The 25,715-nt window shown below is 43.5% G+C and carries 22 protein-coding genes; 12 read left to right on the top strand and 10 right to left on the bottom strand.

What is annotated here, in order from left to right; genetic code table 11:
• The first annotated feature begins 75 nt into the window (after positions 1-75).
• Positions 76-201 carry a hypothetical protein gene (locus F6J94_RS00310; protein WP_293035749.1) on the top strand — a complete coding sequence of 42 codons (126 nt, stop codon included), beginning with the start codon at positions 76-78 and terminating at the stop codon, positions 199-201.
• Between the two features lie 20 nt (positions 202-221).
• On the opposite strand, the gene F6J94_RS00305 is transcribed toward F6J94_RS00310, so the two are convergent.
• The 7 genes from F6J94_RS00305 to F6J94_RS00275 all read right to left on the bottom strand — a co-directional run bounded on the left by F6J94_RS00305 (position 222) and on the right by F6J94_RS00275 (position 13,337).
• Entirely contained in the window at positions 222-5,948 is a 5,727-nt protein-coding gene (locus F6J94_RS00305; protein WP_293035746.1) for an AAA family ATPase, read from the bottom strand.
• 537 nt (positions 5,949-6,485) lie between these two features.
• The gene (locus F6J94_RS00300) at positions 6,486-6,785 is read right to left on the bottom strand and encodes a hypothetical protein (RefSeq protein WP_293035743.1); all 300 of its coding nucleotides are present in this window, start codon (positions 6,783-6,785) and stop codon (positions 6,486-6,488) included.
• Between the two features lie 42 nt (positions 6,786-6,827).
• Positions 6,828-8,234 carry a hypothetical protein gene (locus F6J94_RS00295; RefSeq protein WP_293035740.1) on the bottom strand — a complete coding sequence of 469 codons (1,407 nt, stop codon included), beginning with the start codon at positions 8,232-8,234 and terminating at the stop codon, positions 6,828-6,830.
• A gap of 264 nt (positions 8,235-8,498) precedes the next feature.
• Positions 8,499-9,407, bottom strand: coding sequence for a tetratricopeptide repeat protein (locus F6J94_RS00290; RefSeq protein ID WP_293035737.1), 909 nt, complete (start codon positions 9,405-9,407; stop codon positions 8,499-8,501).
• On the bottom strand, positions 9,407-10,252 hold the full coding sequence (locus F6J94_RS00285) for an SAM-dependent methyltransferase (RefSeq protein WP_293035734.1): 846 nt from the start codon (positions 10,250-10,252) through the stop codon (positions 9,407-9,409). The genes F6J94_RS00290 and F6J94_RS00285 overlap by 1 nt, the downstream gene beginning before the upstream one ends.
• A 792-nt stretch (positions 10,253-11,044) precedes the next feature.
• Positions 11,045-12,442: an AAA-like domain-containing protein gene (locus F6J94_RS00280; protein WP_293035731.1), complete on the bottom strand. Its 1,398-nt coding sequence runs from the start codon at positions 12,440-12,442 to the stop codon at positions 11,045-11,047.
• A gap of 757 nt (positions 12,443-13,199) precedes the next feature.
• The gene (locus tag F6J94_RS00275) at positions 13,200-13,337 is read right to left on the bottom strand and encodes a hypothetical protein (protein WP_293018879.1); all 138 of its coding nucleotides are present in this window, start codon (positions 13,335-13,337) and stop codon (positions 13,200-13,202) included.
• A gap of 777 nt (positions 13,338-14,114) precedes the next feature.
• Between F6J94_RS00275 and F6J94_RS00270 the strand changes: the two genes are divergently transcribed.
• From F6J94_RS00270 to F6J94_RS00255, 4 genes are all read left to right on the top strand, one after another.
• Positions 14,115-15,413 (top strand): sigma-70 family RNA polymerase sigma factor, encoded by a 1,299-nt coding sequence (locus F6J94_RS00270; protein WP_293035728.1) that lies wholly within the window; start codon positions 14,115-14,117, stop codon positions 15,411-15,413.
• A gap of 438 nt (positions 15,414-15,851) precedes the next feature.
• On the top strand, positions 15,852-16,331 hold the full coding sequence (locus tag F6J94_RS00265; RefSeq protein WP_293018877.1) for a hypothetical protein: 480 nt from the start codon (positions 15,852-15,854) through the stop codon (positions 16,329-16,331).
• Between the two features lie 667 nt (positions 16,332-16,998).
• A complete protein-coding gene (locus F6J94_RS00260) occupies positions 16,999-17,241 on the top strand; it encodes a hypothetical protein (protein WP_293018875.1) in 243 nt (80 codons plus the stop codon).
• The gene (locus F6J94_RS00255) at positions 17,238-17,660 is read left to right on the top strand and encodes a PIN domain-containing protein (protein ID WP_293018873.1); all 423 of its coding nucleotides are present in this window, start codon (positions 17,238-17,240) and stop codon (positions 17,658-17,660) included. Before F6J94_RS00260 ends, F6J94_RS00255 begins: the two co-directional genes overlap by 4 nt.
• Positions 17,661-17,749: 89 nt before the next feature.
• Here the strand turns inward: F6J94_RS00255 and F6J94_RS00250 are convergent, their stop codons facing one another.
• Complete coding sequence (locus F6J94_RS00250) at positions 17,750-18,364, bottom strand: Uma2 family endonuclease (protein WP_293035725.1); 615 nt, start codon at positions 18,362-18,364, stop codon at positions 17,750-17,752.
• Positions 18,365-18,462: 98 nt separating this feature from the next.
• On the opposite strand from F6J94_RS00250, the gene F6J94_RS00245 reads away from it, so the two are divergent.
• The 4 genes from F6J94_RS00245 (at position 18,463) to F6J94_RS00230 (ending at position 22,916) form a co-directional block, all read left to right on the top strand.
• Positions 18,463-18,984 carry a hypothetical protein gene (locus F6J94_RS00245; RefSeq protein WP_293035722.1) on the top strand — a complete coding sequence of 174 codons (522 nt, stop codon included), beginning with the start codon at positions 18,463-18,465 and terminating at the stop codon, positions 18,982-18,984.
• 307 nt (positions 18,985-19,291) lie between these two features.
• Positions 19,292-19,549 (top strand): hypothetical protein, encoded by a 258-nt coding sequence (locus F6J94_RS00240; protein ID WP_293035719.1) that lies wholly within the window; start codon positions 19,292-19,294, stop codon positions 19,547-19,549.
• A gap of 1,567 nt (positions 19,550-21,116) precedes the next feature.
• Positions 21,117-21,884, top strand: coding sequence for a BMC domain-containing protein (locus F6J94_RS00235; RefSeq protein ID WP_075896843.1), 768 nt, complete (start codon positions 21,117-21,119; stop codon positions 21,882-21,884).
• Positions 21,885-22,010: 126 nt separating this feature from the next.
• Positions 22,011-22,916: a LysR family transcriptional regulator gene (locus F6J94_RS00230; protein ID WP_293035716.1), complete on the top strand. Its 906-nt coding sequence runs from the start codon at positions 22,011-22,013 to the stop codon at positions 22,914-22,916.
• 107 nt (positions 22,917-23,023) lie between these two features.
• On the opposite strand, the gene F6J94_RS00225 is transcribed toward F6J94_RS00230, so the two are convergent.
• Both F6J94_RS00225 and F6J94_RS00220 read right to left on the bottom strand, forming a co-directional pair.
• Complete coding sequence (locus F6J94_RS00225) at positions 23,024-23,143, bottom strand: photosystem II protein Y (protein WP_293035713.1); 120 nt, start codon at positions 23,141-23,143, stop codon at positions 23,024-23,026.
• Between the two features lie 435 nt (positions 23,144-23,578).
• On the bottom strand, positions 23,579-24,130 hold the full coding sequence (locus F6J94_RS00220) for a gamma carbonic anhydrase family protein (protein WP_293035710.1): 552 nt from the start codon (positions 24,128-24,130) through the stop codon (positions 23,579-23,581).
• Positions 24,131-24,285: 155 nt separating this feature from the next.
• On the opposite strand from F6J94_RS00220, the gene F6J94_RS00215 reads away from it, so the two are divergent.
• The 3 genes from F6J94_RS00215 to F6J94_RS00205 all read left to right on the top strand — a co-directional run.
• The gene (locus F6J94_RS00215; RefSeq protein ID WP_293035708.1) at positions 24,286-24,792 is read left to right on the top strand and encodes a TIGR02652 family protein; all 507 of its coding nucleotides are present in this window, start codon (positions 24,286-24,288) and stop codon (positions 24,790-24,792) included.
• A gap of 112 nt (positions 24,793-24,904) precedes the next feature.
• Complete coding sequence (locus F6J94_RS00210; RefSeq protein WP_293035706.1) at positions 24,905-25,342, top strand: VOC family protein; 438 nt, start codon at positions 24,905-24,907, stop codon at positions 25,340-25,342.
• A 99-nt stretch (positions 25,343-25,441) separates the two neighbouring features.
• On the top strand, positions 25,442-25,715 hold a 274-nt coding region (locus F6J94_RS00205), incomplete at its 3' end, for a hypothetical protein (RefSeq protein WP_293035704.1).

The raw sequence follows: 25,715 nt of genomic DNA, 5'->3' as shown, positions 1-25,715 counted from the left end.
TCAACCCCACCTACACCTAGTCACTCCTGACTTGAGACTCCTAAATTTTAGAGCTTTACCAATCCTAAATGAATTGTGAGTGATAATTTTTGTCCCCTACTCCCTACTCCCTACTCCCTACTCCCTACTCCCTACTCCCTACTCCCTACTCCCTACTCCCTACTCCCTACTCCCTACTCCCTATTCCCTTTACTATTTTAATTGAAAGTCCAAGATCCCACTTAAACATGCTCCTCAACCCAACTGCGGTCAAAGATAGATTCATAAATCCGGTTATTGACTCTCAGATATCCCTGTTGCTTGACCACTAACCCAGACAACAGCAATTCCTTTTCCTCTGGACTGTCAACAGCCACCACTTCTCCCTGCTCCACAATTTGTCGATAGATTTCCAGTAGCCCAACAGATTGTTTACTCTCCAGGATGCGATCGCGTATAGTTCTCAAATGCTCTGGTTCATCCTGGGATTCCCAATTTTCTATCACCTTGGTTCGCACCAAATTTTCAATCCATTCAGCTTCGTCGTTGGTAGGGATAGCAGATGAAGTACTGCGGATGAATTGACAGATCTTTTGGGTCAAAAAAGGCTGACCACTCGTCCATGCTAACAGTTCTTTGAGCAGTGTTTGAGGATTGCTCACTTTCTCTGCTAATCCTTGAAGCAAAGGTTGGGCTTCATGCTCCTTAAAGCCCTCCAGTTGAATGGCCTGACCAATATTAAAAGGAGTTCTTTGGTGGTCAGTAATTAAGCCAGAGGGGGTAGCAACCCCAAACAGAGCAAAGGTTAAATTGCCATAGTCTCGATTGATAGTACGCTGATTATAGCAGGAGCGAATCAGAGCAAAAAAGTCATTAACTGGAAAATTCAAGCCCAAGACGCTATCAACTTCATCGATAAAAACTACCCGTTTATTGGGTAAACTGTTATCTGGTTGATCAACCTCACCCAGCAAGACTTCTTCAATAAATTGACTCAACCGCTGAACCGTAGAAATATCTGCTCGTTCATTCCACCACTTTTTTAAATTCACCTTTCTTAGTAAACCAAAACTTCGCCATAGCTCTACTGCCAATCCCTTATACCATTGGTCAGGGGTAACATTTTCGCTGCCAATCCGAGTCAAGTCGATGGCCGCGCAGCTAATCCCCTCATTGTTGAGGTGGTTAATCATACGTACCATCAGGCTTGACTTACCCATCTGGCGGGGATTGAGAATGTAACAAAACTTCCCTTGCTTTAATGATTTATAGAGAGTTCTGTCAGCAGAACGCACCACATAAGTGGGAGCATCCATCGGTAAACTTCCCCCCACTTGATAATCAAAATTCGACGCTTGTTCGTCACTCTTGAGTAACTCGTTTTCAAATATTAGTTCCGCTTGAGTAGCTTTGAGAACGTCCAAAGTTTGAGATAGTTCTTGAGTGCGCTCTTCTACTTTAAGTTCTAGATTGCGGTTATAGTCTTCTAACTGTCCATACAGACGAGCATTTTCAATAGAGATAGCAGCTTGAGCAGAAAGCATTCTTAAAACTTCAATGCGATCGCTGGTAAATGCGTCTGTGGTTAAATTATTTTCTAAATATAAAATACCGCTTAGTTTACCTTGATTTAATAAAGGACTACAGATAATCGATTTGGGTTGAGTGGCAACAATGTAGGGGTCACGAGTAAATTGTCCTTGATTAGCCGCATCACTTAAAACTAAATTTTCCTGGGTGCGAGCCACATAATTGACGATAGAGACTGACAATATCGGGGTTTGACTAGCAGCATCCACAGAGTCTACTGGCAGGTATTGCAATGTAGTCACCTGATCAGAATCCACTTTTCCTTCAGCTTCAATTACCCAGTCACCTTCTTTATCCAGTATCAGAAAACCTTTTTGAGCCCCAGCATTCTCAATCAGGATTTTCATTAACTTTTCCAGCAACTTGTCTGGGATGATTTCCCCAGAAATAGTTTGGGAGGCTTTGAGAATGCTATTGATATCCAAAACACCGGATGTAGTTTTATCTGAGTCGGTAATTGACGGATTTAAGCTAGTTTTAATACTATCTGTTGAAACTGTAGCTAAAAATTGTGGGTATCGAGCTTCCAAATCCTTTACCTTAGCCACAGCTCCCCAGCCTTGATAAGTATAGTGGGCATCTTGTAGGTAGTGGCGAGCAACGTGGTTTTGGTTTCTGGCTAAATAGAATTTACCTGCTAGTTCATAAGCTAGGGCTTCGTCGTTGAGATAGTCGTTTTTATGGGCTAAAGTAATAGCGCGGTCGTAATAGTCTCTAGCTTCGCTATCTCTGCCTAAAACTCGGGATCGTTCAGCTTCGACTAGATAAAATTTGTGTAGAAAATTCATCGGAGCTTGCTTTGCCCAGAGTTCCATTTTTTCTTGTTTAGCAGCAACCTTGGTCAAAATTTCTGCTCTTTCAGTCTCTGAAGCATCAGGATAAAATGCTAGCCGAGCCAGGGCATCATAGAAGTAGGCAGTGGTAAGGATGAATGATGAGCCAGCATTAGCAGCATAGTCTTCAAACTGGTCGGCATTTTCAACCGCTTCCTGAAATTCCTCGAAAAGATAACACAGAGTGAGTTTATGTGAATAAGCGTGCATCAGTGCCGTGCGATCTCCACTGGCAAGATGGACTGCTATCATCTTTTCTTCATCGTACGCTTCACCAATCAAACGGCAGGGATTATCGGCTTCTCCCATCAAGTTAAGGATAGCCTGCATATAAGTTTGAGTCCAATGAAGGTAAGCTTCCTGCTGAATTTGAATAGTAGCTGCAATTGCTTTTGCCGTCTCTTTTTTAGCATCCGTCAGTTCCACGCCACTTAGGTAAAAAGCGTAGGCATAGGTAACCATAGCACTAGCAGCATATTCAATATCTCCAGTTTCTATGCCACTTTGATAAGCTTCCATGGAAACAGATGATGTCTCCCTGAGCGGTTCCTTCCAATGCTTGAGCTGCAACTTATATGCTGTATAAGTTCTTGCTTTAAATGTTTTATCTTTGAATCGTTCTATTAACTTCAAAGCCAGTTGACCAAACTGATAGCCAGCCTCAAGCTCTCCTCTTAAGCAGAGGATAAGCCCGTAACCGGCATAGGGAAAAGCGGAATCAGCTGAATGACCATACTGAATCGATAAATTCACCTGTCGGCACCAAATTACCAAGCTGAGTTGATTCATTGCTATGTAGGCAGGGCTCAACAAGTAGTTCATAACCCGCATAGCTGCTAGTTTATGGGGATCGGTCATTTGGGGTAAGTCGATTAGCTGCTGGGCTTGCCTGCCCCCCAAGGCAGACTTGATCTGCTCTATCTCTCCCGTCAGATCAGATTGGCTGGATTGTTCAGGTAATTCGACCCCAAGTAACTTCAGAACTTCTAGCCCAGTTTTGATTGCTTCTATAAATTTTATTTGAGCACAATAGGCTTGCATTTTGACTTCATAGACTTTGACTTTGTCTAGCAATGTTTGGGCTTTTTGCAAGACTATCTCAGTCAAGGGCTCCATTTCATCGTAGTTGGCAATTGTATAAGCTGCTTCTGCTGCCTCCACATACAAATCTAAGCTGAGGTTATACTGGTGCGACCAACTCTGGTTACCTAATAAACTTAAGCCGGTCTGGAGATAATTGAAACCAGGTTGATGAGCAGCTGAAGATTTGGCTTTTTTGCCTGCCCGCAGATTTAATCGAGCTAACTCATCTCGCTCTGTTTGTTGCTCAATTAGCTCCCGACCTTTGTTCAACTGGTTAACAATCTCAAACAGCTTCTGTTCAGATTCTTCAGAGGATGTATTTTGCAGTAACAACTTGCCAATGCCCAGATGTACTGCCTGTGTATCTGCTTTGGAAATGAGGGAGTAAACTGCTTGTTGGATACGGTCGTGGGCAAATTTATATTCTGCAACTAACTGATTTGACAACCCTTCGATATCAAGTTCCACTAACTGGTAGGCATAGCTAAGGGGTATCATTAGACCAGATTGGAGTGCTGACCGTAAATCCGTTGCAGTTTCCCCTATAGATTTTTCATATATCACTGCCAGTGTTTTCAGGTCAAACTGGTTTCCTATGCAAGCTGCTAATTTTAATAATGTTTGAGTTTTTGTGGGTAATGCTTTGACTTTTTTAGTCATCAAATCCACCACATTATCTGTAATTGGTTGCGCTTTTATTTTGTCTATATCCCACTGCCATTTTTCAAAGCTGTAGTTAAAATACAACCAGCCTTCAGAATACATATATTTTAAGAACTCATTGATGAAAAACGGATTTCCACCCGTTTTTTCCTGTATCAATTGGGTAAGCTGCTTGGCAGTTATTGAATCTACAAAAAGCGTATCAACTATAAGTTTTGTAACATCGGTTAAGGCTAAGGGGGGAAGTAGTATTATATTAATAATTACCCTGGCTTTTTCAAGCTGTTCCAAGGTTTGAGTCAACGGATGTGCTTCGTTTACTTCATTATCCCGATATGCCCCAATTATAAACAAATATTTATTGTCTCCTGCTGTCATCAGCCGTTGAATTAATTCCAACGAAGCTCTATCTACCCACTGTAAATCGTCAAGGAAAATGACTAACGGATGTTCCGGTTGAGTAAATATTTTAATAAATTTTTGAAAAACAAAATTAAAGCGATTCTGGAGTTCTGTTGGAGGAAGCTCTGGGACAGGTGGTTGTGGACCAATAATCAGTTCGACTTCAGGAATAAATTCAATGATTACCTGTCCATTTTTCCCTAATTCCCTTTGCAGCTTTTCTCGCCAATTGTTAATCTCTTGCTCACTTTCTGTGATTAACTGTTGTACTAATGACCGAAATGCCTGAATTAAGGAAGCGTAGGGAATATCTCTTTGAAACTGGTCAAACTTACCATAAATACAATAGCCATGTTGGCGAGTCAGTGGCTTATATACCTCCTGTATTAATACGGACTTGCCAATACCGGAATACCCCGAAACCAGCATGATTTCACTAGCTCCTTGGCTGACTCTATCAAAGGCAGCTAATAGGGTATAAATCTCCTGTTCTCGCCCATACAGTTTTTGTGGTATTTGAAGTTGATCGGAAACATTGTGCTGATCGATTAGCAAAGCATCAATTTGCCCTTTGGTTTGCCACTGTCTGAGACAGTCTTCTAAATCTGCCTTGATCCGATAGGCTGATAGATAGCGTTCCTCAGCATTTTTTGCCATCAATTTCAACAGGAGCGCCGAAAGAATTGGTGGAATGTCTGGTTTTAGTTCCTGTGGTGGTGTCGGTTGTTTAGCAATATGACAATGGACTAATTCCAAAACATCATTGCTGGGGAAGGGTAACTGTCCCGTCAGCAATTCATAAAAGGTCACCCCCAGGGAGTAAAAATCAGTGCGGTAATCGATGGCTCGATTCATGCGACCCGTTTGTTCTGGGGAAATATAAGCTAGGGTTCCTTCTAATACATTTGGGTTGCGAAAGGTTGATATTTCTCGCGACAGTGTGGTTGAAATACCAAAATCAATTAGCTTAAGCTTACCAGTATTCTGATTTAAGATAATATTTGATGGGTTAATATCTTTGTGAATAATATGCTGCTGGTGAACCTGACCGAGAATGTCAACAATCTCAATGGCCAGGTGGAGAAACTCAGCAATGGTGAATTCCTGCTTCGGAATGATCCGATTGAGAGATTCGCCGCCAAAATCTTCTAACACCATTACCCAGTTAGTTTCTAGGTTTTCCCAGCTGTAAACATCGATTACACCAGGTAGGTTAATAGTTTGGGTTGTTTCATACTCTCGCTTGAACCAAGCAATGCTTTCCGGGGAAGGATAAGCCTGTTTGAGCATTTTAAGGATAACAGGTTGGTGATCTGCCCGCCGATGTCCCCGATAGACTAGGGAGTTGGTGCTTTCATGGAGTTTTTCCGTAACTTGGTAACCTGATAAATCGCGCATAAGTACCTGGACAAAAATAAACCTAACTTCTTGATGCAAAGCGCGAGTGGGGGAAACCACGGCAGTCGCTCATGGGGAGGGGCTGTGTGCGGAACTTATTTCCGCACCTTGTAAGCCCCGTGGAGACCCCCAAGACCGCGCTGCCTCCCCAAGACCGCGCTGCATCGCTGTATTAATTTGTGTAAAGTTGCCAAAAGTTGGGTAGTGGCGTGGCACAGCTAATTTGGTGCAATAAGCGTTTGTTGGGTTGAAGAATGAAACCCAACACCAGTAACGCTTTGTTGGGTTTCCCTACCGCTCAACCCAACAAACGTTTTTAGGTGTGCCACGCCAGTAGGGTGCGTTAGGGACGAACTCGCCCTGATTTTATCAGTAGCCAGTATTGGGACAGTCCGTCCCGTAACGCACCACAGGTTCAAACAGCATGCATTGAGATGCACCCTGAGTGATTTAAAATTAACAACCCCACCTAACCTAACGGTTAAGTGGGGTGCATTTCCTAAAAGCTGTTTGACCCGGTGGGTGGAATGGGCACCTTTACAAAAGCAACGCCGCTTCTTCTTCTTCTTCTGATGGAGAAGGCTCTGGATCTGGCATCGGAAAAGGGTCTGGATCTGGCAAGGGATCGGGACCAGGATCGCCCATAGTAAGGGCAAGGGGAACTTGTTTGTCTGCAAATAACCCTGCAATTTTAGCAGGTTCTTTGCTGATCATCGCCGTCTGCTCTGCTTCAGATAAACCCACCTTGTCCATTACGGAACTGGGGTTATTGATGAAAACACTTTGTTTCTTGGGGTCAAGGGCCAAATCGGTTAATAAATCAAATAGTTTACTCATGAGATATCCTCCTAATTTTTAATCTAGTCACGAATCAAGAATCTAAGCTAATGGTAGTGGTTTTATCCACGGCAACAATTTATTAAATGCGTTTTCCCGTTCTTCTTCTGACAATGTTGGAGTTTGAATAAACCTTTCCAGTGCGTATTGATTATAGATTATCAAGGCAAGCTCTCGATAAGGCAATGCTTCACCAGTCATCTGATGATAGATTCCATCATCAGATTTCAGAATATTACTTAAATCAGCAAGGAAGGAAAGAGCACTGGCAGATAATTCGACCAATGCGAAGTTTTTCCACAGCCATAATTGTGCCTCTGGTTGAATAGCTTTAATATCAGGATTGTTGAGGACATCCTCAACAAGCTTCTTTAATTTATGTTCTGACGTACCTTCTGACGAAGCCAGCTTCTCCAACAGCTTCTCCAACTTCTCCTTGGTTTCAGGCTCAGCCTTTATCATGTATCTCAATACTGCTTTACATATCTCAGGAAGGTTGGCATCTATTTTGTGAATAAGTATACGGCATTCTTTTATAAAATCAGAATCCTTATCAAGTTTGCCTTTTTCCTTCTTTTGTGTACCTTCAATTATCTTGAGAATGAGTTGACCTATCAAATCCCCTGGCTTCAGGATCAAGACTTGTTGGGCACAAGCGATCGCTCCACTATAGTATCTCTCTTTCTTTTCTGAGTTATCTTCACTCTTCGTTAAATAAAAAAACAGAAATGCATGTTCATAAAGACTTACCCTCCTGCTTACTAAACTTGAAACAGGATAATAAGAGTGTTGTAAAGTCTCCATGTCTGGAGATATTTGTGTTTCTACTCCCAAATCCCACAATGACTCCTCGTATTCTTGAGCTAATCTGTGAACTGTCGATCGCATACCCCAAGCCCAGGCATATGTGGGCATAAGTTCAATCGCTCTGTTAAGACAAGCCAATGCTTTTTTTTGAATGTCTTTATCTATTATTTTTACTATCAGAGATTTCACATCGCCTTTTTTTAATTCTCCTTCTAGTTCTGGTGAAACCTTAAAAATATTCAGGCGGTAGGTTGCTCCCAAGTGAGCTAATGCCCACCCATAGTTGCTGTTTTCTGGTGCTTTATTATCAAGCGCTTTTTCAAAATGTTTTATAGCTGAGTTAATAGATTCCTTTTTCTGCTCTTTATCATTTTCTGTCATTGCTCGTAGACGGTAGGTTTCACCTAGTTGTGCATGAGCCCAGAAATAGTTATCATTATTTTTGACGGCTTTTTTCAAGTACTTTTTGGCATTCCTATAATCCATCAACTGGCAGTAAGTTGTTCCTAGGTGGGCATTTAGCCAAGCATTGTCCGAGTCACTGTTTTGAAGTTCTTCAAATTTCTCTATCGCCTGTTCATAGGCTCCTGACAAGCGAAGAGTTTCTGCTTTTTGAGCAAGAGCCCAAGTGTTATTATCCATCTGGATCAAATTCCTCCTTGACTGTTATTAGAAACTTAATTGATTGAGCTTTGTTGTCTGAAACGCTTTATAGCGGTTTTCAATTGGGTGAGGTAGATGTTTTTAGGGAGCAGGGAGCAGGGAGCAGGGAGCAGTGAACTTAGAACCTCTAAGAGGTAAGATGTAAAAAGCTAAAAAGACTGTGTACCTTAATTAGACTAAAAACTGCTCTATAGCAATCCCTGTAAGAATTGTGATAATTGTTGATTCCATATTCCCTACTCCCTACTCCCTACTCCCTACTCCCTTTTCTATAGCGAGTAATGCCTGAGTTTTCGGGTGATATCGCCACTCCATCCAAGCTGGGTCGTGACCGACTAACTCAATGGCTTCATCATTAATAGGAATAGCGTCTTGTAGATATTCCCATGCTTGTTCGCAGTTACCTACCAAGATGGCTAAGCCACTCAGTCGGTACAGAATATCTCCTCGATCCCCTGTCTGCCATTGAGACAGCAATACTGTCCGCGTAAGCTCAATGTCGCTTTTGGCCTGGGTCAATCCCTGCCAGCGAGCCTTCGCTACTGCAATACAGTATAAAGCTGTAGTGTCATCAGGAACTTCCTCTAACCTCTGCTGGCAACAAGCGATCGCTTCAGCATATCTATTGGCATAGTTGAGTAGTAACCCCCGTTCAATCCGCCAATTTTTCCCAAATATGGTTTTGTCAAAGGCGATAGCACGGTCAAAATCAGTCAGGGATTTCTGGTAGCACTTCATCAGCTCATAAACTCGGCAACGATAGGCAATTGCCCAAACGTAATCTGGCTTCAGCTCAATGGCTCGATCCAAGTCAGCCACTGCCATTGTGTAATATGCTTCCCCCATAAAGCGGTAGGTTACGCCCCGGTGAGCGAGGGCCCAAAGGTAGTTAGGGTTGAGATCAATAGCGCGGCTAAAATCTGTTCGGGCTTCCTGATAACGTTTGATCTGATAGTAGGTTTCTCCACGGTGAGCGAGAGCCCAAGGGTTGTTAGAATTTAGCTCAAGGGCATGGGTGAACTTAGCGAGGGCAGCTTCAAAATCTCCCATCAGCCGATCAGCCTCACCTTGCTGAGCTAGAGTTTTAGCTTTCTCAGGGTTCTGTGCGATCGCTAACTTGAGGTTGGACACAGTTTGTTGATAAGCTGTCATCAGATCTGTTTCTCCCCTGTAGCTTCTTTAACAAAAGACATACCTAAGCGCGCCATCATGTCTTTGTCCACAGGTGCTAACCCTTGAGGCGGAATATAAAGGGTTGAAACCTCAGTAACACTGCTCTGTGGTAGCTTGGACAGAGGAATACGCTGGATAACTGGTTTGCAAACTGGATAATAAACAGCTGCTTCGTAAACAATCACTTCATGGTCACCTCCATAATGTGTTTTTAAGACCTCGGTCAATATAGTTAGAGGACGAAACTGTTCCTCCGGTTTGTAAAAACCGAGATTGCCAACCATGGCAATCTGCCACAAAATCAAGGGGCTAGTGGGGTCAAATTTACGCCGTCGAATCAAAAAGTCCGTTGCTTCAAAACTTTGACACCCGTTTCGACCAGGATCGAGACCAAGGTCAGCAAATAAGCAATCTTCCGCAGAAATCCCAGGTAGCATCTGTGCTGTGAAGCCTTCACGATGTGCCTGTTTAATAGCTGCCTGCACTGGATTGGCAAAAACCCCAGGATGACCGTAAAACACAGCACAGACATTCAGCCCCTTACGAACTTCTGTCAATATTTTTTCGGTCATTTCTTGATAAGTGTCTCTGCGCCATTGATTGTTCCGGTTATATGGCAAAGCTTCTGCTGTGGCATTCAATTCTTTGAGCCATTTAGCCGTTACTGGGTCAGCCAAAGCATATAAAACCTTGTCCGCTTGTTCTATCCAGGCTTTCGCCCCCAAGGTCAGATGACTTACCAATTGAATCCCCGTACCAACAATTGTTAAGGAGCCAGTTTCCAAATTCAATTTACTCTTCAGCTTAGAATCGGAGTTTTTCATCAGACTAACAGACACAAGACACAGACATTGAACTGGGATTTATGGAGCATTGTTTTAGTTCGTAGGGTGCGTTAGGGGCGGACTTGCCCTTATTTTTCGCCTCGAGCGCCAGCGTTGGGATAGTCCGCACCGTAACGCACCACCCAAGGGCTCGCCCTCATTTTCCGTCTCGAGCGCCAGGGTTGGGACAGCCCGCCCGAAAATTGTAACGGGCAAGATGCCCATTCCACCCACTAGGTCAAACAGCTTTCATGAGATGCACCCGACATTGAACTAGGATTTATGGAGCATTGATTGTTTTAGTTTTTTTATTAAAATTCACCCTCAATTTTTTAATAAACTAAAGCATGTTTCATAGCTAGGGTGCATCTCAATGCATGCTGTTTGATCCGGTGGTGCGTTACAGGGCGGGCTGTCCCAAGAAGGAGCGAAGAGGTTGAACATGAGGGCAAGCCCGCCCCTAACGCACCCTACGCACTACCAAAAGTTTATTTTAAGCATTAAGCTGACCGCTGACCGCTGACCGCTGAATACTTACTATATTAGTTTGACTTTTGACCTACTAAACTCATAAAACTCATCTCATAACTCATATAAAATCTCATGAAAAAACTAATAAACAAAACATTGAATCGTGAACGGAGCATTAAAAACTGATCGTAAGCATTCAGCTATCAGCTAATGCGCTAGATCACAGGCTAGAAGCCTGTGCCACAAAGCACCTCAAGTCGCGAATGGCTGACCGCTGACCGCTGACCGCTGACCGCTGACCGCTGATCAATCATGATTAGGCTACGAGACAGATGCTGTATACATAAACTGTTGCTCTCCCTTGTTCGTAAAAAACTGCCGATACAATTCACAAGCTGCGATCGCTTGAGCACCTGAAAGTTTAATCAACCCCATACTGCTTAACTTGTGAGTTAGGATGGGGTCTAAGGGCACAGGTTCAGTGGCCTTGAGAACCGTATCAAGAGCTTGTGCTAATTCCGGCTGTTTTGCCAATGTTGCCCAATGACGCTGCAAGTGATTAGCATAAATTCCGGTAGCAGTGGGAGCACTTGCTAGCAGTTGGGAAAGAGTTATATCCTTGCGACTAAGATGATAGAGCGTTAAGTTTACCAGTGCCGGATGTCCCCCCAGCATTACCATTAATTGTTTAGCTTCTTCGGGACCTATCCAGTCAAGTCCGTAGCGTTGAGCTAACTGCTGCACCTCGTCCTGGCTGAAGTTGTTTAACTGAACCGGCAGCCCCACATTGAAAGGAGACTGGTTAAGCTCGAGGGGAACGTAAATTTCCGTGGAGTGAACCACTACCAGGCGAAGCTTTTGCCAGATGGGCAGTCTTTTGCCTTCTTCGTACCAAGAACGCAACAGAGGTAAAAAATCCTTCGCGACTTGGGGATGCTCGAAAATCTGGCTCACCTCATCCAATGCCAAGATTAGGGGAGTATCAATTAAATCTAGTAGATAGTCTTGGAAGTAGAGGGTGCAGCTAATTTTACTGCCCAGGTCTTCATCCCAATACTCATCTAGCATCGGTTTACGCTGAAGCTGGTGAGCGATGTTGGCACACAGCCAGCGCAAAAATTGATTCAAATTGCTCAAAATTACCTGCTCGACTTGCTCTAGGTTCAAGCTGACAGTATGGTAGCCCAGGCGGTTGCCATGGTCAAGAATCCTCAGCAGCAGAGAGGTTTTGCCCATTTCTCTGGGAGCTTTAATCCTGATTAACGCTCCCGGTTTCTTGATTTCTTGATAAACTTGCTCCTCAAGGGAAGAGCGTTCTAGGTAAAAGGGAGAGTTGATAGGGATTGAGCCACTGGGATAGCAAGGTAGTATCTCATGGGTTTCATTGGCAGCATTTCCCGTCAGCTCTGGCTTCACCAGATCTGGGTTCAAAGGGTTTGTCTCTGGGGATGCTTGGGTGGTGGCATAAGACTCCAGCAGCACCCGACAGTTTTTCTTGTTTACCCGCTGGCCAATCACCTGGGAGAGTCGCTGATACAAATCTGGAGCAACGACATTAGTAAGGTAGCCTGCACTATAACCTGCTTCGAGGGCAATTTGGTTATAAGTTCTATACTGCCAAATCCCACCCAGCATAATTACTTCTGTGGATGTAAGGGGTCGATGTTGACTCTCTTTTAGTTGACGGTCAACAATTTCCAGAATACAATCAATATTCATCTAAAATGTCACCGCAATTTATCAATAAGCACCTTTTAAGTGCTCGAGCAAACGTGACACACCGAAACGAGCTATCGAAGTTTTGCCGTCCCATTTTGGTAACTAAAAGCTATAGTGTTTATTTAATTTAAAAAACACTATAGGTATATAGGAATCAGCAAATTATATGGGTTTACCCTGAATGAGCCACCAATTTTAGAGCTGATCACTGGGCAATGGCACCCCAGTTAACCAGCAGTTAACCAGAGCAGGTTTAATAACTAGTATTAATAACTCGTTATTACTAGTTATTTACTATGATACCTAGTCTTGGTGGGGAGTCTTGGTGGGGCTCAATCATACCCATAAATCAGAATTTACGAATAGATAGCTAGTCTTGATTGACACTCCCCGCCCGCTTATGAGCGGGGATTCTTAGTTCTTCGACATGCCTTAAAGCTAGTTATCCGCCAAAGGCAATACTTAAGCCGAGTATCCGTTTAAAAACAAAATACCTAGCCTAACTTAACTAACCCCAGTGGGCTTATCTCCCTAAGCGTTGAGCTTCCTCAGTTTCCGTGGGGCACACGGTACTTTTTAGTTTTTAAGGAAAGCTTTACTGGTTTTCGGTATCTGGCACGGATCCATACGTTTTTAATGAGGTTTTTCGCGACTCACGTGCTAACATCGCAAAACGCTCGTGGGGTTTATGACAGTACCGACGAATCCTGTCTGTGTTAGGCCACTCTTTGATTATAACTAATCAGATAAAAGCCCTCTAACCAAGGACGGGGCTTGAAACCCAATTTTTTTCAGCTACCAGTCGATTAAAGGGATAATAGCACTCCTCTCGGTGGAACGGGCATCTTGCCCGTTTCTTGCGAGTAGGGAGCTTACCGATATGGCAGGCATTCAAGGCTTACTTTCCTCCTTTGATTTATTCTCCTGACCTTAAATTATCATACCTTATATAATTTCCAGCTGACTATTAAATATTGTTAACTATTTTTATTGCTGGGACTCCCTGACAGGGGAGTGTAATAATAGCAGATAATAGCAGATAATAGCAGATAATAGCAGATAATAGCATATAAGCGGCAAAATATGGGTGTTGCTCCCCTCACAGCCATTGATTTTGTTTGTATAAACGCGATTTCGTCAGATTTTTATAAGCGGCAAATGGGTATATAGGGATAATTATCCCCATTTACCGCTTCTGTTGACTCCCGACTTTCGACTGTATATAGGGTTTTTATTTGAGATGTAAACGTGTATGGTCTTTTTTGATTGGACAATAAAACTTTGAATCTCTTTCCCCTCTTGCGTTTTGCATCTTGCCTCTTGATTTTTTGAGCAATAATTTTGTTGACAACCTATATAAAAACCATATATATGAGTTTTTACATGAGTTTTTACATGAGTTTTTACATGAGTTTTTACATGAGTTTTATGAGATTAACAGACTAAAAACCGCTATACTCTCAAATGGTGATCGGGTATCGAGGTCAAAAATGTGGAGTACAAATCGTAAGCATATGCGCTACTTGAGGTGCTACTTGAGGTGCCGTCAGCCGTCAGCCGTCAGCCTAAGGCTCACGGCTGATAGCTGATAGCTGATAGCTGAATGCTTACTACAACAAATCAGCCCTGGACTCCAGTGGAGACCATACACCATTGTGTTGATCAATCAATTATGATGTCAAATATTCAATTAGAAGCCAGTTCTACTGCATTCGGCCAATCCCATCACTTTTCACAGAAAGAGTTTTGGCAGCAATGGCGGCAATATCAAGATTATCTCTATCATCGCTGTCTCAGGTGGATGGGTGGAAACCCTACCGATGCTGAAGATGCCCTGAGTCGAGCGATGCTCAAGGCATGGGAGAAGGTGCAAAAATTTGCCGGGAAAATTGCTAATTTTAAGGCTTGGCTGACAAAGCTGACTCATAATCTCTGCGTGGATATTCATCGAGAACATTGTCGCAGCGCGAACCACGTTGAGGATATAGAAGGGATTCCAGAGGAAAAAGGATTGGTTTCCTGTGACGATACCCCAGAAAGGGTTTTGGAAACAGACGAGAAAAAGATTGCTATCGGCAGTGCCATTGATAACTTACCTGCTCGGCTGCACCAGACCTTTATCCTGCACTTTTATCAAGAACTGTCTTATCGAGAGATAGCCCAACAGCAAGAGATTTCTTACCAGAATGTCTGTAAGCGCATCTCCCAGGCGCGAGCGATTCTGCGAGAGGAGTTGAGGGGATATTTTATCGGTGAGGATGAGACTGATCAGGATTTATCGGTTACACCAACTAATCAGGCAACTGAGTCAGCAATTGGGGAAATGTCCCAGCCGAATGCGGAAGTTGAACCGATTGTGGGCGAGACGGTGACATCATCTGTTGCGGTGGAAGAACTGGACAGTGGTGTTGGTGAGGAAGTGCAGGAGGTAGTGCGATTGGTGCAGGAGTCTGAGTCGGTTCCTGTTGCAGCTACTTCTGATCAGAAGTTAGAAGTCAACAATGAGGCATTGCTGAGGGGCGGGATAAATATCAGTGGGGTGGGCATCTTGCCTGCCCGGAAATTGAAACAGGCAAGATGCCCGTTCCACCAAGATGGCCATTCCACAGCCAGATGCCTGTTCCAGCAAGATGGCCATTCCACAGCCAGATGCCTGTTCCAGCAAGATGGCCATTCCACAGCCAGATGCCTGTTCCAGCAAGATGGCCATTCTACAAAACTCTTAAAATCATCCCCCATTTATGCAACCCTAAACATGGTTGTCTGTGTGTTGAAGCAGCGGTGTGTGAAAGGCAGCCTGCACCAATTAATAAAAATCTCCTCCATCTTCCCATTCTTCCCACACTCCCCACCTCCCCATATCCCCATAGTCCCCAACAGTTATAGATTTACAACAAAAAGATGCACCCATCGTGTAGGTTGGACTCAAGGCAATGAAATCCAACATTATCTCTCCCTTTTGTTACCTTGAGAGAGTTAGATTTCAGAAAGTTCAACCCAACCTACGGCTACTGCTATAAAGTTCGATAAAGTGCCTTCCCGTAGCGGCTTGTACCGATAATCCCGTAGCGGCTCTTTCAGAGAATCGCTTTTTGGACGAGGTACAAATTTCTGGGTTTTAGAGAGCTAAGGCCGTAGCCCACGTTTTGGCCTACGGCCTCCGCTGCGCGTTCGCGTAGCGTGGCCCACGGCCAAACGCGAACAGAGCAGGAAATAGGAAACTTCAAAATTGGGAACAGGGAAGAAATTCTGTGTACCTCGAAAAACCCTGTCTTGAGACTTATTTATAAAAAAAGCCAACTAAAAAAATTCAGAAAAGGCTCTCTGGAATCGTCTTTAAAGTGTAGAGACTGAAGACAAAAAGTAAAATTTGTCCATCGGTTTATCCAAATTTAGAGGTTAAATCTACATGAAACTTAACAAGATTTTGAAGAGCTTCCTCATTGTTTTTGCTGGGTTCCTTATTACACTCAACTTCATGGCTGGTTCTGCGTTGGCGGATGCGCCTATCAAACTCGACCTGGCTGGACAATTTAAGGTGTATGCCAATAACGAACAAGGTGTTAAAGTTTTCTACCCCGCCACTAAATTTTCTGACTATGGAGATTACTTTTTTCACGCAGACGGTATATGGAAAGGAGGACCGGATATAGATAAATGTGGACCTGAAGGGGATCCAGATTACTGGAATCGAGGACAAATGATGGATCCTCAGTATGATCCATTTTCTCTGATTATAAACTGTGACATACCCTTAGAAGAATATCAATATACCAGGAATCCCGAAATACCACTGTATAAAGATCAAACCTGTGCCTTTTTGATGAATGATGCAAACTATCCCGACAACACAGGTTATCTAACTGTTGAGTACGTACGTATGAACTAACAGTTTAGGTGATATATGTATTTGTTGAATGTAGTAGACGTGTCCGAAAATTTGAAAGCAAGTCTAAGACAACCTTTGAATTCTGTTGAATGAGTTTGAATAAAAAACTCATACGCAACGATATTTAGGTACTCAGAAGCTTTTAATTTCAATAAAAGTGCGATCGCGAAGCGTAGCCCTTTGGGCTAATCGCCGATCTTGTCGGGTGCGTTAACAAAGTGTAACGCACCTGTTTAAATTATCAGTAATGGAATGGCTTATCCTAGGATTAATACTCCCATGGTAGAATCTACAACTAGTCGATTTTCATTCCCGGCTACATTTACCCCTGACCAGTCTGATGGCGGGTTTGTGGTAACTTTCAGGATTTGCCAGAAGCTATTACTCAGGGAGATTCCATGGAAGAAGCCTTAGCTGAAGCAGCTGACTGTTTGGAAGAAGCGATGCGCGCGCATTGAGCCGCTACGCGATCGCACTCGAGAATTGATGACCAACTCGACATCCCCAATCCCTCACCCGGTGGCAGGCGGAGACTATTTAGTCCCGGTGCCAATTCAGACTGCCTTAAAAGCTGCCTTTACCTGGGGATAACTGAGGCAGGGATCACATCACTGCTACTGGCCGATACTCTACAATTAGAATAGGAAGTTCTTGAGGAAGAAAGCCAATGACATGGCAAGAATTGCAAAACCAAGCATTGCAATTACCAATAAGCGTACGCTGGCGTTTAGTCCAGTCCCTTTTGGCCTCAATTGAACAAGAAACCCTGTTATCTAGGTCTTATAGCTCAAGTTCAACACCAATGACTGGTCTTGATCCTTGGACTCAAAGCCTACTTGGTGTGGTTGAGCTAAGTCCAGAGGATTCCAAAGAGTCGTACATCGATTATCTTGAGGCAAAATACAAGTGAGACGGGTGTTGTTTGATAGCGACGTATTACTTGATGTTCTAGCTCAACGCCAACCATTTGTGGTTGCTTCGGCACAAGCATTAAATACAGTAACCCAGGAAGACGTTGAAGGATATGTTTCAGGCCATGCCATAACCAATATTTTCTATATTTTGCGTCGTCAGGTGGGCAGTGAGGTTGCACTGAGACTACTATCAACTTTATTAGAACGTATTGAAGTTGCCAGCATAACCGATCAGGTGATTCGAGCTGCTCTGCAAAGCTCCATGACGGATTTTGAGGATGCAGTGAGCAGTGAAGCTGCACTTGCCTTAGGTCTCGACCTGATCGTTACACGCAATATATCTGATTTTGTGTCATCTTCAGTTCCCGTAATGCTACCGGAGGAATTCTTGGCAGCGCGATCAGAATCAACTTAAGTGCAGGGTTTTCGAGCGATGCAGCGCGGTCTTGGGGGTTTCCCCCATGAGCGACTGCATCAAGACAGAGAGCGATCGCATTTCTATTTTCAATCCCACACCCGACGCAAATCCAACACAAAACCCGGTAACACCTCTTCACCGGACAACTCACTTGGATTCTCCAACACTTCCACTGCCAAACCCGGTCGATAAATTTCCACCAGTCGCTGCTGTGGATCGATTAACCAGCCCAGTCTCGCGCCATTGTCGATATACTCCGTCATTTTAGCTTCCAGAGACTGAACCCGATCTGAGCTAGACCGTAACTCAAGCACAAAATCCGGGCAGATATTAGCAAACGTGCCTTTTTGTTCTGGAGTAAGTGCCTGCCAACGTTCTCGGCTCACCCAACAGGCATCGGGAGAACAAGTCGCACCATTAGGTAAAATGAAGCCAGTAGAAGAGTCAAAGGCTTTACCCGGTTCCCCTGCATTACGCCACCACAAATACAACTCTCCAGAAATACTCCAATTTAGCTTTCCAGTTTTCCAGCCTGTTGGTGGGTTCACAATTAACTCTCCAAGTGCCGTTCTTTCCAGTCTCAAGTCGCGGTTAGCTGCTGCTAGGGCTGTAAACTGTTCCTGGGTGACGTACAACCCAATTGTCCTAGGCAACTCAATCAATAGAGTTTCGGTTTCTGGACTGGCAGGTGTTTGTATCATCTTGACCTATATTTATAAGACCCGGTGGGAAGGAAATCCTCGTGTCAATATTCAAAAGGGAAAGAGTGGAAAGGCTATTGATAAGTTGGAGTACAGTAATGAAAGTTAATCAACAACACTACACTTATAGCATCACATGGTTAAAAGAAGACGAGGAGTTTGTAGGATTATGTGCCGAATTTCCCAGTCTATCTCACCTTGACACATCTCTGGTAGCTGCTTTAGAAGGCATTAGTAATTTAGTCGCAGAAGTTCTCGAAGACATGGAAACCTCTGGAGAACCTATGCCACAACCTCTTGCCGAGAAAAAATATACCGGTCAGTCTTATGAAGATGAAAGGATGATTCAAGCTATCCTTCAAGAGGGAGAAGGTGGAGAGCGTGAGGTGGAGTCACCAGTCGGCTACGTTGATTTGTTAACTGATGAGTATGTAATCGAGGTCAAACACGTTAAAGTCTGGAAGGACGGCACTAAAGTGCTTCTGTATGCTCCCTACTTTCCAGGTCGAAAACCACGAGTTCATCTGTTTGGTGGCTATAGTAAGGATTTCCGAACTCTGCTAGAAAATTCCTTTGAGACGTTGGGTATTACTACAACTTGGGAGCGTGAACCCTTTTAGGGTGTATCCACTGATGAAAAAGCGATCGCAACTCTTTGTGATTGGCCGTAGGCCACGCTACGCGAACGAAAAATTGCGATCGCCCTTGACTTTACCCTTAGAAAAGGAAAGTGCTTGAGGCAGAGAGCCAATGACATGGTAAGAATTGCCAAACCAAGCCTTGCAATTACCTATAGGGTTTATCCTACTTATGAGGTATAATAATACAGAGATTAACTAGTGAGTTATAACAATCTGGGATAAAACCTTACTCAATTGACTTTCGGCCAAAAATTCTAGAAGTCCATAAAAACTAAAATCTATTAATATGAGTAAGAAAAAAAAGAAAAAACATCCTGGGGGACATAAGTTTTATGAACCTAGCGACTATAGGCCGGTAAACTGTAAAAACGTCCCAGGAGAACGAGCTAGGAAAAAGTGTAAAAAATGGAACAAATTTGTTGCAGAAAGAGCTAAGCTGAAGAAACAAGGTCTGTTTGAAGAGATGAAAAAACTAGAGCAAGAGTATCACGGAATAGACTTAACAGAAGAGACGACTGTGGATACTCCAGATTGCCTTGAATAAGAAGAATTGTACTACGACGGTTATTTAGATGAATACAGAACTTGGTTTTAATTCACTGGTTTGACCTAGCCTATGAATGCTTCCCATTTAATCAGCTCTCCAAACTTTTCTGATAATCTAAGTTAAGAAATAGAAGTATATTACCAATGGTAATCCCGATGACGATAAATTGAGGGAAAACTACTGAAAGTAAATCACCCCAAATATTTTTCATAAAGGAAGACTAGTTAAGACACTATTCAAGATAAATTGTAAGCATAAAACACTCAATACACTTAGAAAAATGAAGAAGAATACTTTCCACCAATTCCCTTCAACGATAGAGCGACTGTAATCGAAAGCATCTTTTCCCCTTTGGTCTCGGAGAATAAAAGCCAGCCCATAGTATTGATTATTTACCGCATAAACTATCCCTGGGATTATAAGTAGTATAAATCTGATCAAATAGTTAATACTAAATATCAAAGATAGCCCAACTAGAGGAATGAAACTCGTAACTATTTTTTGGACTATAGTCTGATAAGTGGTATGTCTTCCATGAAGAGAATTTTCTGTAATCAGCGATAGGGCTATGTAATAGTCAAACTTGCTAAACCTATAACAATAGAAACAACTACAAAAAAAGCCAGAAACAATCCTTAAGTCTTATTTGTATTTTCCGGGTTCAAAGCTGACAAAATTATCAGCAAAGGGAAATAGATTGTACAAAACAACAGTAGGATAGGCTTCAAATTTTTCAGATAAACACCAAATCCCATTGAGATTAATTCAATTAATCCAAGTTTTCGGCTTTTAAGTTCAGATAGACTACTCATAGTTACGGCTCCATCAACGGGTATTTATATAGTAGTTATCAACTAGGTGAGGGTGAGGTTACTTTTTGATTTTAGGTAATAGGTAAAAGGTAACCGAAAAAAAATATGTTTACCTTATTACTATGATAAACGCTATCAAATAAACAAGGGTTTAATTCTATGTGATTTAATCTAAATTTCCTACTGGTATAGAAAAAAGGACTCGAAAGGCGATTGTCAGAAGTTTGATCACCAGAAGGAACGCCCTTGGGATAGCTAGAACGACACAAGTTGGGAGTCTCAAGCCAACAGCCACCCCATATGCCTCAATGTGACGCTCTATAGTTAGTTGTCCTAGCGGTTTCGCCTACAGTTTTATTAGTATAATTAATTGTAATTATAAATTATAGTTATAGCAGTTTTCGTAGTAATGAGGTAAACAGGATTTTTTCCCACTTTCGTTCCCCCCTTATTAAGTTCCCCCCTTATTAAGGGGGGTTAGGAGGGATCCCTTTTCTGACTTCCCGACTCCCGACTCCCGACTCCCGACTCCCATTAACCCTGCAACTGTCTACCTGACTTATTTGAGAAATGCTAGATCATACCGGTGGTCGGCACACCACTCCCAGACAAAACCCATGCCAATCATCTAGTCCAATGGCATGAGCTGCTTCTTGATTGACCTTTGTAGGTTTCTGCTGAACACTTAACTTTCTAAACTTGATATAAGCCAACAATTAACAGCCGACAACCAAAGAGAGGTCTTCTGTCTGATGGAGTTATACAAACCTGGGCTTGTCCCTGACGATCCCTTGACAAAGAGAAAACGGTTTAACCAAGCCTCCCTAGGTTTAGTCTCTACTCTAAGTTTTCCAGTAATTGTTAGTACTGCTGACGCCATGCTCAAGTCAGCAGAAGTTACCCTTGTGGGTTATGAAAAAACTGGTAGTGGTCACTGCACTGCCATTGTGCGGGGAGCGATCGCTGAGGTGCGAATTGCTGTCGAATCGGGTAAGGATTATGCTCAACGAGAGGGTGAGTTGCTCTCCTCGACAATCATTGCGCGACCACTTCCCAACCTGGAAGTGATATTTCCCATCGGTGTTCACCTACTCGATCAAGTTAACCAAAATCATCGTAGCCGGGTCAGTAATCATGCCCTAGGTCTTTTAGAAACCAGGGGATTGCCAGCAATGGTTGGTGCCTCGGATGCCATGCTCAAAGCTGCCAATGTACAGCTTACTGCCTACGAAACCATTGGGGCGGGTTTATGTACTGCCATTATTCGGGGTCGTGTGGCAGATGTAGCAGTTGCTTTACAAGTTGGAATGGCTGAAGCCCAGCGTATTGGTGAACTAACCGCTGTGACAGTGATTCCTAGACCTCTTGAAGATTTAGAGAAAAGCTTGCCAGTAGCGAGTTGCCTGATCGAGGAGCAACCACAACCGTTGAGAATACCAGTTAAGGTAAAGGAAGCAGAAAAAGAGCTTGTAGAACTACCAGATTTAAGAAACTTACCCATACGTACCAAAGATTCATAATAGCTACCATGGAAAAAAGTCCACCATGAACACCATGAAATTCCCTTTTCCCCATTTCCCACTCCCTACTCCTGACTTTCAAGACTGTCAAAGACTAAGATCTATATCCTCATAGGAGTAATATCATTGAAGCAAGCCACATTGCATCAGTTAAGGGTCTTTGAAGCAGTCGCTCGGCACCACAGCTTTACACGAGCTGCAGAAGAACTGTTTCTCACCCAACCCACTGTCTCTATGCAGGTGAAGCAGCTAACCAAAGTTGTTGGTATGCCTCTGTTTGACCAGGTAGGTAAGCGAATCTACCTGACCCAGGTTGGTGAGGCACTAGTTAAAACCTGCCGCGATATCTTTGAGAATTTAGACCAGTTTGAGATGAAAGTGGCAGATCTCAAAGGTTTAAAACAGGGGCGTCTGCGCTTAGCAGTGATTACAACTGCGAAATATTTTATTCCTCGTTTACTAGGTCCGTTTTGCCAGCGTTATCCAGGCATTGATATTTCTCTCCAAGTCACCAACCACGAATACATCCTTGGTCGTCTCAGTGAGAATCTAGATGACTTATACATTATGAGTCAGCTTCCGGAAAACCAGGAGACCTGCTATAAACCAGTGCAAGAAAACCCCCTGGTTGTGATCGCACGGGTCGATCATCCTCTAGCTCAGGAAAAAAATATCCCCCTTAAACGTCTAGCTCAAGAAACCTTTATTATGAGGGAGCCTGGTTCGGGAACACGCAAAGCTGTACAAAAACTATTCGATTACCACCAGATTTCACCAAAGGTGCGGCTGGATTTGGGGAGTAATGAGGCAATTAAGCAAGCGATCGCAGGGGGTTTAGGAATTTCTGTATTATCTCGTCATACCTTAGTTATGGAAGGGGTTAACTCTGAGCTGGTGGTTTTGGATGTAGAACACTTTCCCATCGAGCGTTACTGGTATGCTGTCTATCCGCGTAGCAAACAACTATCGATTGTTGCTGGTACTTTTCTAGATTATCTATTGAGTTCAGAGCCACTGATTTGCCACAAATAAGATTGGTCAATAGCTCAAGCAAACCAGCTGTATCCTCCTTTTGACGGAACAGCTGGCTATTGTGCTTTTGCGCAAAGGTGCTATCGCTTAATTGGTTGACGCGGGATTTATTGAGATTTATTCAAATAATTTTGAGCTTGTTTGAGAGCGATCGCACCAATATTGTAAGCTACCCAGCCTAGTGCTAGGAGTAAAGGCAATAAGACTATTAATAGACGTAAATCCATGGTTCTAGTATCCTCCCTATAATGCTTGAAGTATTTTTACCCTCCCACCCCTAGAAGAAGTGGGGTTATTGGTTGAACAAGTTGCCGTGACTCAGTAATCAAATAACTCTTACCAAGCTAGATGGGTAACCTCCCTCAGCTTGATATGCCTTGTACCGGACGGTACTTAGTTGTTTATATATATAGTCGCACCTAATGGGTCAATTTTTTTTAGTTAATTTTTCAGTAAGCTGATCACCCATTTGTTCAAGACGTTGCACGCTTCTTGGGAAAAACTTAATCAAAGTCAATCAAAGTTACCCACAGTTTACTAATTGGGAAGGAATCGGTAAAACGCGATGCAGCGCTGTTCTGATGGTGTTTTTCTCAATTATTGTCCACTGTTCCGGGATCGGAAGTTCCCTGTTCCGGGTTCCGGGCAACGGCAGCGAAGTATTATGTTAGACTAAACCCTAAATCTGTGCCTTTACCTGCATGAACTAGAGCCAACTTTTCATAGTGCCGTGCATGTTCAATCAGTTCAGCGGCTTGAGCCTCCGAAACATCCCGTAATTTTTTGGCAGGTACACCGACTACCAGGGACAGGGGAGGAACGTCTTTACTAACCACAGCTCCAGCGCCCACGATACTACCATGACCGACACGAACCCCATCGATTACCACTGCTCCAATACCAATCAAGCTACCCTGTTCAATATATGCTGAATGAATGACAGCGCGATGACCAACAGTGACATGGTCTTCTAAAACTGTTGGCTTGCCGGGATCTCCGTGTAAAATTGCGCCATCTTGAATATTAGTGCGATCGCCAATCTCGATGCGCTCCACATCACCTCTGACTACAGCACCATACCAAATGCTAACTCCTGCAGCTACGGACACCTGACCCATAACTACAGCATTAGGGGCGACAAAGGCAGCAAGAGAAAGATCTGGGGGAGGCCAAAAAGATGTCAGTATTGGGGTTTGAGGTAAGGGATAATCCACAATTAATCACAATAGGGAGATAATGGTAATTAATACCTTAGGTTTTACATAGGTTTTACAGTGGGGTCACTGAGACCAACACCACTAAATACCCAGTTATAATGATGGAGCCATTAGGTAATAGCATATACCTCTAAGGCACTCCCTAGCATTTAATGATTGATTCTAGCTTGCAGTACCCGATATTCGGTTCAGAAATTAAATGTCCTCACTGCCGTCAGATAATTCCGGCATTGACGTTGACTGACACTTACTTGTGTCCACGTCATGGTGCGTTTGAAGCCAACCCAAAAACTGGGGAACTGATTCATTTACAATCTGGGCGTCACTGGCGTCTATGGCAAGATAAATGGTACCGACAGCACACTCATCCTGATGGAATTCGCTTTGAGATTCACGAAGCCCTAGACAAGCTATACACTGAAGGATATCGGGCAACACGGGTAATTATTGCCAGTCGTTATCGGGATTTAGTGAGTGCCTACCTAGAGCGCAGTACCCCCTGGCGAGGGAACTCAGAGTCAGGCCAACCCAGGTTGTATGGCTTGCCGGTAGAATTTAGCCCAGAACCTGAGGAAGAACCTTGTTGGGAAGTGATCAATTTTGATTTGGAAAAAGAACCTGGAGTACCTGTGCGCTACCCTTATTTCCGATTGTTTTAGTTATTGGTGATTGGTGATTAGTGATTGGTGATTGGTGATTGGTGATTTCACTACACCTGTTGTTGGTTAGAAAGGAAAAAGGGTAAAGGAAAAAGGCCAAAGGACAAAACCCATGCATCATGCTTCGATTCGCACAGCCAATATTCATCGCGCGATCGCATTTTATGAGAAGTTGGGATTCACGGTATCTGAACGCTTCACTACTGGCATGACTCTAGCGTGTTGGATGAAGGGACTGGGTGGACGCTTGGAACTAATCCAAATTCCTGAACCATTACCAGCACCGGATGCCTTTGGGGATGAGCATTATGTGGGGTATTACCACGTGTCTTTTGACCTAACGGATAGGGCTACTGACTTGCCAAGTTGGTTAGAGTCCTTGAAAGAAAGTTTTAAAGAGGCTTCTGAGCAGAACCCAGAGCAGTTTCAGCCCTTGAAGGTTCTGTTGGAACCTACCCAACAGATGATCGGTAATCATGTTTATGAGGTAGCCTTTATCGCTGATACTGATGGTTTACCGTTGGAGTTTTTGTATCTCATAAAAACCTAGACATAGCTAGACATAGGTGTTAGGAAGTCGGGAGCGGTGCGACCCGAAGGTGCGACCCAAGGGCGCGAGCAATCCCTCGCGCCCTTGGAGGCGCGCACCTTGAGCGAATTTAATTACGGGTCAAGCGCACCGAGGGAGTCGGAATGCCCTGAAAAAAAAATTACTGGTCTGTATAGCGGTTTTTCCCCTAATGAGGTAGACAGAATTTTTGCCCTGTTCTCTGTTCCCTGTTCCCTGTTCCCTGTTCCCTGTTCCCTGTTCCCTGTTCCCTGTTCCCTGTTCCCTGTTCCCTGTTCCCTGTTCCCTGTTCCCTGTTCTCTGTTCCCTGTTCCCTGTTCCCCGTTCCCTTTTCCCTGTTCTCTGTTCTTTGTTC

Origin of the sequence: Moorena sp. SIO1F2, from assembly GCF_010672755.1 — a bacterium.
Lineage (GTDB): Bacteria > Cyanobacteriota > Cyanobacteriia > Cyanobacteriales > Coleofasciculaceae > Moorena.
Note: the sequence above shows the minus strand (reverse complement) of the source record. Positions and strands in the feature narration are given on the sequence as shown.